This is a genomic window from Cobetia sp. 10Alg 146 (assembly GCF_029846385.1).
GTDB lineage: Bacteria > Pseudomonadota > Gammaproteobacteria > Pseudomonadales > Halomonadaceae > Cobetia > Cobetia marina.
In genome coordinates this window covers 239,951-254,265 of sequence record NZ_JARWKT010000004.1, presented here as the reverse complement: position 1 = coordinate 254,265, position 14,315 = coordinate 239,951, and the positions used below count along the sequence as shown (strand labels likewise).

General features: G+C 57.0%; 13 protein-coding genes. All 13 read left to right on the top strand.

From position 1 onward, the window contains the following. The first annotated feature begins 3 nt into the window (after positions 1 to 3). On the top strand, positions 4 to 876 hold the full coding sequence (locus QD172_RS09390) for a tetratricopeptide repeat protein (protein ID WP_176502589.1): 873 nt from the start codon (positions 4 to 6) through the stop codon (positions 874 to 876). 159 nt (positions 877 to 1,035) lie between these two features. Then, the gene (locus QD172_RS09385; protein WP_279855596.1) at positions 1,036 to 1,908 is read left to right on the top strand and encodes a tetratricopeptide repeat protein; all 873 of its coding nucleotides are present in this window, start codon (positions 1,036 to 1,038) and stop codon (positions 1,906 to 1,908) included. A gap of 274 nt (positions 1,909 to 2,182) precedes the next feature. Next, the gene (locus QD172_RS09380) at positions 2,183 to 2,620 is read left to right on the top strand and encodes a hypothetical protein (RefSeq protein WP_279855595.1); all 438 of its coding nucleotides are present in this window, start codon (positions 2,183 to 2,185) and stop codon (positions 2,618 to 2,620) included. Positions 2,621 to 2,678: 58 nt separating this feature from the next. Then, positions 2,679 to 3,062, top strand: a complete 384-nt coding sequence (locus tag QD172_RS09375; RefSeq protein WP_279855594.1) for a hypothetical protein — start codon at positions 2,679 to 2,681, stop codon at positions 3,060 to 3,062. Between the two features lie 949 nt (positions 3,063 to 4,011). Further along, a complete protein-coding gene (locus tag QD172_RS09370) occupies positions 4,012 to 4,470 on the top strand; it encodes a copper resistance protein NlpE N-terminal domain-containing protein (RefSeq protein ID WP_279855593.1) in 459 nt (152 codons plus the stop codon). A 46-nt stretch (positions 4,471 to 4,516) separates the two neighbouring features. Next, complete coding sequence (locus QD172_RS09365; RefSeq protein WP_084208888.1) at positions 4,517 to 5,266, top strand: hypothetical protein; 750 nt, start codon at positions 4,517 to 4,519, stop codon at positions 5,264 to 5,266. 93 nt (positions 5,267 to 5,359) lie between these two features. After that, on the top strand, positions 5,360 to 5,887 hold the full coding sequence (tssB, locus tag QD172_RS09360; RefSeq protein ID WP_077377258.1) for a type VI secretion system contractile sheath small subunit: 528 nt from the start codon (positions 5,360 to 5,362) through the stop codon (positions 5,885 to 5,887). A 15-nt stretch (positions 5,888 to 5,902) separates the two neighbouring features. Then, positions 5,903 to 7,402, top strand: coding sequence for a type VI secretion system contractile sheath large subunit (tssC, locus tag QD172_RS09355; RefSeq protein WP_077377255.1), 1,500 nt, complete (start codon positions 5,903 to 5,905; stop codon positions 7,400 to 7,402). A gap of 116 nt (positions 7,403 to 7,518) precedes the next feature. Beyond that, a complete protein-coding gene (gene tssE / locus QD172_RS09350; protein WP_279855592.1) occupies positions 7,519 to 8,007 on the top strand; it encodes a type VI secretion system baseplate subunit TssE in 489 nt (162 codons plus the stop codon). Then, positions 8,007 to 9,842: a type VI secretion system baseplate subunit TssF gene (gene tssF, locus QD172_RS09345; protein ID WP_084208887.1), complete on the top strand. Its 1,836-nt coding sequence runs from the start codon at positions 8,007 to 8,009 to the stop codon at positions 9,840 to 9,842. The genes tssE and tssF overlap by 1 nt, the downstream gene beginning before the upstream one ends. Beyond that, a complete protein-coding gene (gene tssG / locus QD172_RS09340; protein ID WP_279855591.1) occupies positions 9,806 to 10,933 on the top strand; it encodes a type VI secretion system baseplate subunit TssG in 1,128 nt (375 codons plus the stop codon). The genes tssF and tssG overlap by 37 nt, the downstream gene beginning before the upstream one ends. Continuing rightward, the gene (gene tssH, locus QD172_RS09335) at positions 10,930 to 13,638 is read left to right on the top strand and encodes a type VI secretion system ATPase TssH (RefSeq protein ID WP_279855590.1); all 2,709 of its coding nucleotides are present in this window, start codon (positions 10,930 to 10,932) and stop codon (positions 13,636 to 13,638) included. Before tssG ends, tssH begins: the two co-directional genes overlap by 4 nt. Positions 13,639 to 13,648: 10 nt before the next feature. Continuing rightward, positions 13,649 to 14,257: a type VI secretion system lipoprotein TssJ gene (tssJ, locus tag QD172_RS09330; RefSeq protein ID WP_279855589.1), complete on the top strand. Its 609-nt coding sequence runs from the start codon at positions 13,649 to 13,651 to the stop codon at positions 14,255 to 14,257. Positions 14,258 to 14,315 lie beyond the last annotated feature (58 nt).

The window sequence follows — 14,315 nt, the reverse complement described above, 5'->3', positions numbered from 1 at the left end:
GCGATGCTTAAAGTGGCTGTGTCAATTTTTATATTATTGGCTGGTATTAATTGTGCTAAAGCCGATATTCTTTATCAAGATAATTTGTCTGACAGCTTTGGACAAGAATATTCATCTTATAATTACTATCAGCTCATCGATAAAGGTTCAAAGAGAACCCCTAGAGAAGAGTATTTTCTAGCATTTGCGTACTTGATAAACGAAAATAATGTGCTTAAAGAAACTAATGTATGTAAAGCTTTTCATGGTTTTGAAAGCGCATCAAAAAGTGGAATTGTTGATGCGACCTTTAATGTTGCAATAATGTATTATAATGGACAGTGTGTTGAGCGTAACTTAGATAAAACACGTAGTTTCCTAACTCGTGCAGCAGAACAACAGTATGTTCAAGCCCAAGCGCTACTTGGGCGTGCTTATTGGGGAGAGGATGTTGAAGATCTTTATGAAACTGACAATGCAGCGGCCAGAAAATGGCTTGAAAAAGCAGCGAATAATGGCGATGCTCCTTCAGCTATAGGGCTTTCCTATTTATATGAACATGCTTTGGGAGGGAGTGAAAATCCGGAGTTAGCTTTCAAATGGAGACTCAAAGCTTCTAGTTTACCCTATGGTGAATTTGCTATGGGTTATTTTCTCCCTTTGGCACGTTACTATGAAAATGGTTACGGTACTGAAGTCGACTTGATTCAAGCCTATAAGTATTATGATTTAAGCGGTAGTGTCGGAGGCGCAGGACTTTCTCGAGTCTCTAAAAAAATGACCAGTGAGCAGATAGCTGATGCCAGGCAACAATCTAGACACTGGCAAGAAGAAAATCGTCGTTTCAATCCCGGCTATAATGGCCTTCAGCGTCAATCTGACGGTAGCTACCGCTAGTGGACTAATTCCATTTTAGTGTTGTACATAAAGCCCGAGTTTATCTAGGCCTCGGGCTTTTATAGATGCTATATTTTAAGATCATTGGTGATATTGTGACAAAGTTCATACAATATTATCTTGAAAACATATAATTCAACTTATTTTGCGCAGGTTATAGTGAAACTATTCATTTCTATTGTGCTTTTGACGCTATTGTTAGGATGTTCAAACGATATAGAAAATAAAAGTTCAACAGCCGAAAAAATGATCCATGAGCCTTTTGTGGTTCAAATTGATAATACAGGGCCTTCTTTTTTTAAAAACGATAAATTGAGAGATATTGAATACGTAAGAAAGGAATACCTTAGCGGAAATATGGTTAAGGGTTATTTTTATGCGTTACTTTTGCTTCAAAGCAAAAATGACATAGATGAGAAAAAAAAGGGCCTAAAAGTACTTAGAGACGTGTGGGAAAATGGGTTGGTAGATGCGGGGTTTAATTTATTTAACATATACTATCAAGGTGAGTTAGTGGTTGAGAACAAGCAAAAAGCTTTATCTTACCTGATTAAGTCAGCTGAGTTAGGGTATTTTGCATCTCAAAGGAAATTAGGCTTGTTATATTCGGGAGATGATACGTATATAGATGATCTATTGAATAAAGATTCAGAAAAAGCTTTTGCATGGTTCGTTAGAGCTGCAAAAAATAATGATAAGTTATCAGCGGTCAATGTTGCTTATATGTTATATAACGGAGTGGGTGTAAAGAAGAGTGATAAAAAAGCCTTTGAATGGCTCCTTAAGGCTACTAAGATGCCAGCAGGTAGTAATACTAGTGTCTATATGGCCATAGGTAGATATTATGAAAAAGGAATCGGTACTAATATTGATCTAGTGCAAGCATATAAGTATTATGACCAATTGCAGCCTGCTAAAGATAAAGATAAAATTAAAATCATGAAAAGCATGACTAATGAAGAAATAGCTAAAGCAAAGCGACTATCTTTAGAGCTGCAGGAAGAAACTAATACTTACGTTATGCCTAGGTAGTAAATTATTATTCTAAAGTAAAGGGGCATATCGAATGTGCCCTTCTACTGAGTTACTTGTGATGAATTAAAATTTAATTACTAATACTCTTCAATACTTGAAAGGGTTAGTTTTTGGAACCTAGGTGTAATGTTTTAGCTAACTTGTAGAGTATTGAGCTTATTTTATGCTCATAACTCAATGTTACGGATTATTCTACTATCAGGTTTATTGATAATTTAATTTTAAGTACCAATATATTTTATAGGAGTGACAGTTTTATGAGGCTAGTGATTTGATTGTCAAATATATTGTCTTTTCTATTTGTATTATTTTGTTTAGCGTGAATCCCGCTAGCGCAAAGGTTTACTATCAGACTAATAATGTGAAAGCTTTTAGTGAAGAGTATGCATCCTATAACTATAACGACCTGATTGAAAAAGGGGAGGCAAGGACAGCTAGAGAAGAATATTTCTTATCTTATGCATATCTTAGAAATAAAAATAATGTCTTTGATGATATAGATTATTGCAAGGCGATGGATGGGTTTAAAATTGCTTCAAAAAATGATGTTGCAGATGCCTCTTATGTTGTGGCTATTATGTACTACGATGGATTGTGTGTTGATCGGAATTTAGAGAAAGCTAGAGAGTTTCTAATACTATCAGGAAGTAGTGGTTATGTGCAGGCTCAAGCATTACTAGGTCGAGCATATTGGGGAGAGAATGCCTGAGACCTTTTTGCGAAGGATACTGTAAAAGCCAGGCATTGGCTGGAGAAAGCCGCTAATAATGGGTGACGCTCCTTCTGCTATAGGACTTTCCTATTTGTATGAGCATGGCTTAGGTGGAGATGAAAACCCAGAGTTAGCTTTCAAATGGAGACGAAAGGCAAGTAGTCTTCCATATGGTGAATTTGCAATGGCATACTTTCAGCCTTTGGCTCGTTATTATGAAAATGGTTACGGTACTGAAGCCGACTTAGTACAAGCCTATAAGTATTATGATTTAAGCGGTAGTGTCGGTGGCGCAGGACGTTTACGAGTCTCTAAAAAAATGACTAATGAGCAGATAGTTGAAGCCAGGCAACAATCTAAACACTGGCAAGAAGAAAATCGTCGCTTCAATCCCGGCTATTACGGGCTTGAACATCAATCCGACGGTAGCTACCGCTAGTAGACTAAGTCCACCCCAGTGTTGTGTAGACAGCCCGAGCCCTTCCAGGGCTCGGGCTTTTTCGTGCTTGGGGCTTTCAATGCTTGCTGATGATCGTGAGCCAGTTCTAACCAAGGGGAGGGGGATGAGTCTGTAGCACGGCAATGCGATCAGGGTGGCCTATGACTCGTTAGCGTATGGGCGAGAGAGGTTGGCTGCAGTTCTGCTGGCGCCGGTTGCCATGAGTGAGCGTGTGAGGCTGCATGGTTGCGCAATGGTCGCCTGCATGAATGAGAGGTCAGGAATTGCGGCAAGCGAAAAGAGTAGACATCGCTGGTCAATAATGAGGGTTTTCATCAACACGATGACCCTGTCATTTCACTCAGTGATGGGGTTGTTTCTGATATTAGTTTAAACTGATTTAAAGTGTCAGAAGACATGTCGTCGCGTAATGGGCAACTGACTTGTCATATTTGTGTTACCCAATCTCGGTATTTTTGTAACACTTTTGTTCCAGTATGGTATATGGCAGCATGTCATTGTTCTGATGGTGTTTTCCCCACCTGCGTACCAGGTGGTGGCGAGTCGGGAGTGGTGGGGCAGGATTGAGTCCTTACTATCGCTCCAGGGTAGGTACAGCAGCCTGCCTGTCAGATGATTGCGACTCCATGAAAGATGGAACCGTCCGCTCAGTGGCGTGGCAAGCATGACGTTAATCGTTATTTAAACGATACTTGTGTTGCTTTTCTTGCTGGAATCTCTACCTGCAATATGTTTCCATATTCGCGTCTGCGCTAGAACAAATATACAGATTTACCTTCTATGTATCGTCAACGCTTTTCCTTCTGTATGCCCGCCGCAAGATGTCACCTATTTACGGTATCGAGCACGTCAATCAGAGGGTAGTGGTGGCAAGACGTTGTCTTGATTTATCTGACAGGGAAGCAGATTGATGTCAAGAAATGGCGGCATGTCCTTACCAGGCGGTGAAACCTTGAAGACTCCCTTTATTGCCATTGTCGGGTCATTGGTGGTGGGGCTCCTGTTGCTGAGCGGTTGCAGCTCTGCGCCGGACACAGGTCCTGCCGACTACACGCCCCCGCCCATCGAGCGTTTCGTCGGCACGCTTCCCTGCCAGGACTGCCGCCTCATCCGTGCGGATCTGACTCTGCACCGTGATCCCGAAAGTGGCGAGCCCACGGCGTTCTTCCTGCAGGAAGCGCATGTAGATGCCGTGGGTGGAGACTTCGTGACCACTCAGTGGGGCGACTTCGAGGCCGAGACATCCGACAGCACCACCTATCTGCATCTCGAGCGGGATACGCCCTTGAACCTGAAGATGCAGGAGGGCGGCGATACCCTGGAGTTGATGGGGCAGAAGGGCGCTGACAGCGATTACGAGTTCACCCGTGCCGAGCCGCTTGGCTGAGGTTCACCACGCGTTGCGCAGGACCTGCGCACGGAGAGTATCTGACATGGATTCGTCCTTTGACATTGAAGCCTTCATTCGACAGCGCAAGCAGACGCGTGTGGTCAGTGACCTGTTGTATGAGAACGCCTCGGATTATCTGACGACGCTGGGGGCCTTGATTCGCCCGCAGATGATCTTTGGCGAATACCTGCAAGGGGCACCGCGCGGTAGCGGCCGTGAGGCCCAGCATGCCTTCAAGGAATTCACCGCTCTCTATGACTCCACGGCCAATGCCGAGCCTTTCCGCTTGCTGCAGGAGCTGGATGTGCCGCTGGAGCTTCTGAGCACGGCCCCGCGTCTCTATCCGCATGAATATGATGTACGTCTCGAGTCCACTGGCAAGGTGATTCGCGTCACCAGCCCGACCCGCTGGGTGGTGGGTTTCGATGGCTTCTCGCTGCAACGCTTCCGTCACATCATCAAGGACCCCAATCGCAGCACCGCCGAGCTGCTGCGCTACGTGGTGCACTATCTGATGCTGTTCTATTGCGTCAATCGTGCCCCGGGCCTCGGGCGACTGTTGCTGGGGCTGCGCTTCCCGGTCAGTTTCGAGAAGCTCGGCGAGTTCGGCAGCATGCCGTTCTGCGTGGTGGGGTCTCCCATCACCTCGCACCTGCCGGAGCAGGACACCATCCTGCGCAGCACCGAAATCGCCGGCAATGACACCTTTGAAGAACTGATCGATGTCGCGGACATCGAGTCAATGGATGACGCCGTCAAGCAGCGGCTGCTTAGGGCGATCGCCGCTGTCTGAGTGGCGTGTCAGCGGCGATGTTCCGGCTGATTCAGCGGGACCCCATTTTTGCTTCGCGCAACCACTTCACAACTGCACATAAGGAAATGCCCCATGGCGGAGAGGGATAGCACACAACACAAGCTGGGACGCATTCGCGCACCCCGTGTCCAGATCACCTACGACGTCGAGATCGGTGACAGCCAGGAGCAGAAGGAACTGCCGTTTGTGGTCGGTGCCGTCGGTGATTACACCGGCAACCCGCTCAGCCCGCCGCCCAAGCTCAAGGACCGCAAGTTCGTCGCCATCGACCGCGACAACTTCAATGGCGTCCTCAAGGGCTTGAAGCCGCGCCTTGCCTATCGCGTCGACAACACGCTGAGCAAGGATGGTACCCAGCTGCCGGTCGAACTGAACTTCAACTCGCTGGAAGACTTCGAGCCGCAGAATGTCGTCAAGCAGGTCGAGCCGCTGCGCAAGCTTCTGGACGTGCGCAACAAGCTCGCCGATCTGCGCAACAAGATGGGCGGCAACGACAAGCTGGAAGAGCTGCTGATGGACGTGCTGCAGAACAGCGAGAAGCTCAAGACGCTGGGCGACGAGTTCGGTCGCGAGCAAGCCGTGCGCAAAGACGACAACTGATTGCGGAGTCAGACCATGAGTGACAATCGTAGTGAATCAGCAGTGGCACCGCAGGCACAGGATACCGTCTTCGCGCCGCAGTCTTCCTTGCTCGACAGCATCATCTCCGAGAGCCGCGTGGCGCGCTCCGAGACCGAGCGCACCCGTGCGCGCGACCTGATCGAAGAGCTGGTCGCCCAGGTGCTGGATGGCGAAGTCATGCCCAGCAAGGACCTCATCGCCGTGCTGGATGCGCGTATCGCCGAGATCGACGCGATGCTCTCCGAGCAGATGAACGAAGTCATGCACGCCAGTGAGTTCCAGAAGCTGGAATCCTCCTGGCGCGGTCTGCGCTATCTGGTCGATCAGACCGAGACCGGCAGCAACATGAAGATCCAGATGCTCAACGCCACCAAGAAGGAATTGGTGCGTGACCTGAAATCGGCGCCGGAATTCGATCAGAGCGCGCTGTTCAAGAAGGTCTACGAAGAAGAGTACGGCACCTTCGGTGGCGCGCCGTTCGGCATGCTGGTCGGCGATTACGAATTCTCGCGCAGCCCGGAAGACATCTATCTGCTGGAGCAGATCTCCCACGTGGCCGCCTCGGCGCACGCACCCTTCATCTCCGCGGCGTCTCCGGAGCTGTTCGGCTGGGACTCCTTCACCGAGATGAGCGGTCCGCGTGATCTGTCCAAGATCTTCGACACCGTCGAATACGCCAAGTGGAAGTCGTTCCGCAACTCCGAAGATGCGCGCTATGTCGGTCTGACGCTGCCGCACGTGCTGGGCCGTCTGCCGTATGGCCCGGACACCACGCCGGTCGAGGAATTCAACTTCGTCGAGAACGTCGATGGCCGTGAGCACAACAAGTATCTGTGGATGAACGCGGCGTACGCCATGGGCTCTCGCGTGACTGACGCCTTCGCCAACTATGGCTGGTGTGTCGCCATTCGCGGTGTCGAGGGCGGCGGCCTGGTCGAGAACCTGCCGACCCACACCTTCCAGACCGACGATGGTGAAGTGGCGCTGAAGTGCCCGACCGAGATCGCCGTGACCGACCGTCGCGAGAAGGAGCTGGCAGACCTGGGCTTCATCCCGCTGGTGCACTGCAAGGGCACGGACTACGCCGCCTTCTTCGGCACCCAGTCCGCCCAGAAGCAGAAGACGTACAACACCGACGTGGCCAACGCCAACGCGCGCCTGTCCTCGCAGATGCAGTACATCTTCGCCACCTCACGCATCGCGCACTACATGAAGGCGATCATGCGTGACAAGGTCGGCAGCTTCGCCTCGCGCACCAGTGTCGAGCGCTACCTGAACGACTGGCTGTCCCAGTACGTGCTGCTTGACGACAACGCCAGCCAGGAAGCCAAGGCGCAGTTCCCGCTGCGTGAAGCACGTGTCGAAGTCGCGGAAGTCCCGGGCAAGCCGGGTGTCTTCAAGGCCGTGACCTTCCTGCGGCCGCACTACCAGCTGGATGAACTGACCGCCTCACTGCGCCTGGTCGCAGAGCTGCCGCAGTCCACTCGCAGCTGATGACATCTCGTCACTGAAGACCCCTCGCTCTTTTCCCTGCGTGTCCTGCACGCCCGCATCGTCAGACTGGCCAACGCCGGCCTGACGGTGCGGCTTATCGCCATGAAGGAGGCGACATGCGCATGAATAGCACCCGCCGCCTCATTCCCACCCTGTGGGATCGGTTGCAGGACGATGCTCCGCATCAGGGAGAAGCCGCCGAGGAGCAACGCTTCGTCAGTCTCGACGAGTACAAGCGCACCATCGTGCGTGACCTCGAGATTCTGGTGAACACGCGCAGCGAATTGCTGGGAGGGCGCTTGAATGACTTTCCCGGGTTGCGCGGCACGGTGCTGGGCTTCGGTCTGCCGGACTTTCTCGGCCGAGGCCTGCACAGCAGTGAAGACCGCCGCTTGATCCAGCGTCAGCTGGAGTACGCCATCGAAAGCAATGACCGTCGCTTTCGCAACGTGCAGGTCAAGCTGCTGGACCAGGACGGTCAGGACCGCCTCTTGCGCTTTCGCGTCGAGACGCTCCTTGTCCTCAAGGATGCAACGCGGCAAGTGGCCTTCGATGCCGTGCTGCATGCCGACACTCAGCAATACAAAGTGCAGAACCTTTCCTGATGCTTGATGAACTGCTGCCTTATTACGAACAAGAAATCTCGCACCTGCGCTTTCTGGGCCGGGAGTTCGCACGTGAGTACCCCAAGATTGCCGCGCGGCTGCAATTGGAAGGCGACCACTGCGAAGACCCGCACACCGAGCGTCTGGTCGAGTCCTTCGCGTTTCTGTCGGCACGGGTTCACAAGAAGCTGGATGATGATCTGCCGGAAATCGTCGAGGCCTTCCTCGATGTGCTCTACCCCCATTACCTGCGACCGACGCCGTCGCTGTCGATCGCCCAGCTCGACCCCGGTGAGCAGACCTCGCTGACCGGGCGCTATCAGGTCGCGCGGCACACCGAGATGTTCTCGCGTCCGGTGGAAGGCGTGGCCTGCCGGTTCCGTACCTGCTATCCGGTGGATGTGTGGCCGCTGCGCGTGGAAAGTGCCGGCTTTTCGCTGTTGGAACGCTCGGCCTTCAATGGCCGCGACAAGGACAGCGTCGCGCGGCTGGATCTGGCCTTCGAGGCCTTGAATGACCAGTCGGTGGGCAGCTTCGGGATCGACCGCCTGCGCCTGTTCCTGGACGGCGAGGGTGCCTTGATGCACCCGATGTACGAACTGCTGTTCAACAATCTGACCCGCCTGAGCGTCAGCTTCGATGAGGGCGGCCAGCGCCGAGAAGTCGCGCTGCCGACGGATTCGCTCACGCCGGTCGGGTTCGCGCCCGAGGAAGGATTGATCGATTACCCCGAGCGCTCCTTCCTCGGCTATCGCCTGCTGCACGAGTACTTCACCTTCCCCGACAAGTTCATGTTCTTCGATGTCGAAGGGCTGACACGTCTGCTGGCACGCGCCAGCGGCACGCGTTTCGAGCTGCACTTCCACTTCGCGGACTATGCGCTGGACGAGCGTCTGTCGCGGCTGTCCCAGAGTCTGGGGCGCAATCATTTCCGCCTCGGCTGCACGCCGGTGATCAACCTGTTCGAGCGTCAGGCCGAGCCGATCCTGCTCACCCATACCCAGGCGGAATATCCGGTGGTGGCCGATGTGCGCAATCCGCACGGCGCCGAGGTGATCTCGATCGACCGCGTCACGCGCGTACAGAAGACCGCCGAGCGCGATCACGTGCGCTATTGCCCGCCGTTCTTCGAGCCGCAGGGCAGTGCGCCGTCACGCGAGACCAGCTACTGGCTGTCGCGGCGGGTGCCGTCCGCCCGTGAGCGGGATGCCGGCACCGAGCTGCTGCTGCGCCTGGCGGATCGTGAGCTCAATGCCATCGACGCCACCAGCGACGTGCTTAGCCTCAAGCTGACCTGCAGCAATCGTGATCTGCCGCAGCGACTGAGCTTCGGTCATCCGCGCGGTGACTTCACGCTGCCGCGCGAGCAGGTGGTCAAGGCTATCCGCTGCCTGCGCAAGCCGACGCCCTCGGCGCGGCCGCCGATGGGCAAGGGCGTCATCTGGCGCCTGATCTCGCATCTCTCGCTCAACCATCTGTCATTGGTGGAGCGTGGCCGCGATGTGCTGCTGGAAATGCTCTCGCTCTACAACTATCGCGACCTCGAGGCCACGCGTCGCCAGATCAACGGCATCGCCAGCATCCAGAGCGCGCCGGCGATGACCCGGATCGGGCATCCACGCCCGGCCTTCGTGCGCGGAACCGGCATCACGCTGGAGCTGGATGAACAGGAGTTCATCGGCAGCGGCATCTTCGTGTTCGGCATGGTGCTGGATCACTTCTTCGGGCAGTACTGCTCGCTCAACAGTTTCACCCGGCTGACATTACGCAGCCGCCAGCGCGAAAAGGACGTCGTGACATGGCCCGCCAGAACCGGCACTCAGCCCCTGGTCTGATCGACCAGGCGCGCGCTGAGCCTTACCGGTTCAGCTTCTTCCAGCTGGTGCGATTGCTCCGGTTGCACTATAGCCGTGCCGGACGCCTCGAACCCGAGCTGCGCCCCCACGAGGACCCGCTGCGCTTTCGCAGCCAGCTGTCGCTGAACTTCCCGGCCAGCGAAGTGAGTGATCTCGTGTTCGAGAGCGAGACATCGCGCTCGCCGACCGACCAGCCGCTGACCCAGGTGCAGGTCACCTTCATGGGGCTGGTGGGCCCGTCCGGTGTCCTGCCGCGTCCGTACACCGAGACGTTGATCGACCGCCACGTGCAGCTGCGCGATGACGGGGCTCATGCCTTCTTCGATCTGTTCTCGCACCGCATGACGGCGCTGTTCTATCAGGCGTGGCAGAAGTATCGCTTCCACATCGAGTATGAGCGTCGCGGCGAGACGGACTTCGAGCGCCAGCTGCTCGCGCTCAGCGGTGTCTCCGGGCGCTCCGCGCAGCTGCTGTTCGCGGGGGACGATGCCCTTGTCGACGAGAATCGCGACAACGCGGCACCCAGCCGGGGGCTCGGCAATCAGGACGGCCGAGAACTGCCGCGCGAGCTGTTCTCCTTCTTCGCCGGGCTGCTCGGTCAGCGGCCCCGCAATCAGCAGAACCTGACCACCTTGCTGGGCAGCTTCTTCGGCGTGCCGTGTGAGGTGAAGCCCTTCCAGGGGCGTTGGCTCGAGATCAGCGAGCCGGAGCTGACGCGTCTGGGGCAGGCCAATGCCCGGCTGGGACAGAGCGCCGTGGCCGGGAAGCGCGCCTGGGATTACCAGTCCTGCGTGCGTATCGCGGTCGGCCCCTTGCGCCTGGCGGACTTCCGCCGCTTTCTGCCCGGCGGTGAGGACCACCTGCGCATGACGGAACTGATCCGTTTCTATGTCGGGCCGGAGCTCGATTTCGAGCTGGAACTGCAGCTCGAGCCCAGTGAAGTGCCGCCGGCCCGCCTGGGAGGTGCCGGTGGCATCTCGCTGGGCCGCCTCGGCTGGCTGGGCCAGACACCCCGCAGCACCTCGGGAAGTGTGCTGCTACGAATTCCCTTCGATGGAGTGACCCCGTGAGTCTCAAGACGCTATTCGCCAAGCTCAATGATGTCAGCCGCGGTGCCATGGAAGAGGCCGCTGGCCTGTGCCTGGCCAAGCGCCAGTATGAAGTCGATGTCGAGCATCTGCTGATCAAGCTGCTGGACGGTGACGACAACGACCTGCTGCGCATCGCGCGTCACTACTCACTGGGCCTGGACCAACTCGCCGATCAGCTGGATCGCTCGCTGGAGCGCCTGAAGACGGGCAGCACCGCGACGCCGGCACTCTCACCACATATCACGCGGCTGATCGAGAAGGCCTGGTTGATCGCCTCCATCGACCACGAAGTCGCGCATATCCGCAGCGGGCACCTGCTGCTGGCGTTGCTGGAAGACCCGGAACTGGCCCAGCGCGCAGGCCTGGGAGCTTCCGCGCTGGAGCGTTCGTTCGAGCCACGTCACGACACTCCGCTGGCGTGTATCGATGCCGCAGACCTGCGCCTGCATTTCACCAGCCTGTTGGCTGCAAGCCCGGAAGCCGAGCGCTCGCAGCCGACGCCGTCAGCCGCGAGCAGCGGCGGGCAGACGGCAGGTGAGGGTGGTGGCGCTGGACGCCCGGGCAGTCACAAGACCCCGGCGCTGGATCAATACACCATCGATCTGACCGCCAGTGCGCGCGCCGGCAACATCGACCCGATTCTGGGGCGCGATGACGAAGTGCGCCAGATGATCGACATCCTGACGCGTCGTCGTCAGAACAACCCGATCCTCACCGGTGAGGCGGGGGTCGGCAAGACCGCCGTGGTCGAAGGACTGGCACAGAAGATCGTCGCCGGGGAAGTGCCTGCGCCGCTGGCACGTGTCGAGCTGCGCACCCTGGATCTCGGCCTGCTGCAGGCTGGCGCCAGCGTGAAGGGCGAATTCGAGCAGCGCCTGAAGGACGTGATCGAGGAAGTGAAGCGCAGCCTGCATCCCATCATCCTGTTCATCGATGAAGCCCACACCCTGATCGGCAGTGGCGGTCAGGCAGGCCAGAACGATGCCGCCAACCTGCTCAAGCCGGCGCTGGCGCGTGGCGAGCTGCGCACCATCGCCGCCACCACCTGGGCCGAGTACAAGAAGTACTTCGAGAAGGACGCCGCCCTGGCGCGTCGCTTCCAGGTGGTCAAGGTCGAGGAGCCTGCCGAGCCGCAGGCCATCGACATGCTGCGCGGGCTGGCGACGCGCATGCGCGATCACCACAAGGTGGAGATTCTCGATGACGCCATCGTGCAGGCGGTGCGTCTCTCCAGCCGCTATATCACCGGCCGTCAGCTGCCGGACAAGGCGGTCAGCGTGCTGGATACTGCTTGTGCGCGTGTCGCGCTGGGCCAGCAGACCACGCCGGCACCGCTGCAAGATGCCCGTCAGCGCCTGCGCGATCTGGAGGCCGAGCGGGAAGCGCTGGCCCGGGAACACGAGCGCGGCGATGACAGTCATGCCCCGCGTCTGGACGAGATCGACACGGAAGTACTGGCCATCACTGCTCAGGTTACGGCGCTGGAAGCCGACTGGACGCGTCAGCGTGAGGCCGTCGAGGCAGTGCTCAAGGCTGACGCCGCTCTGAACGAGGTGAATGACAAGAGCAATGATGAGGGCAGCGACGCGGCGCGTGAAAGCGCACTGGAAGAATTGCGCGCCGCACGTGCGGTGCTGGAAGAAGCCGGTGGCGAGGCGCCGCTGGTGCATGCCTGTGTCGATGGCAACGCCATCGGCGAGGTCGTCGCCGCCTGGACCGGCATCCCGCTGGGCAAGATGCAGCGTGATGAGATCGATACCGTGCGTCGTCTGCCGGCGCTGTTGGGTGAGCGCGTGCTCGGGCAGGACCACGCACTGCAAGAGATCGGCAAGCGCATCAGCCTGTCGCGCGCCAAGCTCGAAGACCCGAACAAGCCGATCGGTGTCTTCATGCTGCTCGGCCCGAGTGGTGTCGGCAAGACCGAAACCGCGCTGGCCCTCGCTGACACCCTGTATGGCGGGGAGCGCAATCTGATCACCATCAACATGTCCGAATACCAGGAAGCCCACACCGTCTCTTCGCTGAAAGGCTCGCCGCCCGGCTATGTCGGCTATGGCGAAGGCGGCGTGCTGACCGAGGCCGTGCGTCGCAAGCCGTATAGCGTGGTGCTGCTCGATGAGGTCGAGAAGGCGCATCCGGACGTGCTGGAAGTCTTCTTCCAGGTGTTCGACAAGGGCGTGATGGAGGATGGCGAAGGGCGCGAGATCGACTTCCGCAACTGCGTCATCCTGCTGACCTCCAACGTCGGCACCGACGAGATCATGAACCGCTGCCTGGGCGTGGCGCCCCCGCCGGCACCGGAAGCGCTGGTCGAGGAGCTGCGCGACACCCTCAATGGCGTCTTCAAGCCGGCCTTCCTCGGCCGCCTCAAGGTGGTGCCGTACTACCCGGTGCACAGCGACATCCTGGCGCGCATCGTCGACCTCAAGCTGTCGCGTCTGGCCGCGCGCTTCACGCGCAATCACGGCGCCCATCTGAGCTTCGACTCATCGCTTGCGCATCATATCGCCGAGCGTTGCACCCAGACCGACAGTGGTGCACGCAGCATCGACCATCTGCTCAGCGGTTCGATGATGCCGCCGCTGGTGGAGTGGGTGCTGGAGCGCATGGCCGATCAGCAGCCGGTGGGCGACATCCGCATCGCGCTGGATGACGCCGGCCAGTTCACCTACGAGATGCAGTGAGGAAGTCCACATGTCATTCCGGGGATATCACGTGAAGGCTGAGCGCCGATCCACGTCACTGCGTTCGCGCCATTGGTTGCCGGCCATGCTGTGCGCCAGCCTGCTGCTCGGCGGCTGCGGGGTCGGCAGCCGTCTTGGCCAGCAGATGGATGGCACGGTGGGCGACATCCTGTTCAGCCAGGACGAGACGGTCGCCTTCACCCTCGATGCCGATGAATCACTCAATCCGGATGTCGACGAGGCGTCACTGTCGGTGGTGGTGCGCATCTATCAACTGGATGCGAGTGAGGCCTTTACCAGCGCCTCGCCCGATGGCCTCTGGGATCACGCCGACAAGGTACTGGGCGACTCCCTGCTGGATACCCGCGAAGTGGTGATGGTGCCGGGCGGGCATGTCGTCGATGAGGCGCCGCTGAAGCCGGGCGCGCGGTACGTGGCGGTCGCGGCCTATTTCCGCCAGACCCCGGACGCGCGCTGGCGCGTGCTGTTCGACGCCGATGCGATGCGCAAGGACGGCCTGTTCACCTCACCGGACGGCGTCGAACTGACGCTGGCCGATCACTACATCACGGTGGCGCCCGACAGCGAAGACCTGCTGGCGACGACGACACCGCCATGAGGCGTGAGCCATTCCGCCTGACGGGCGGCACGTCACTGGCGACACCGGACGGACTTTA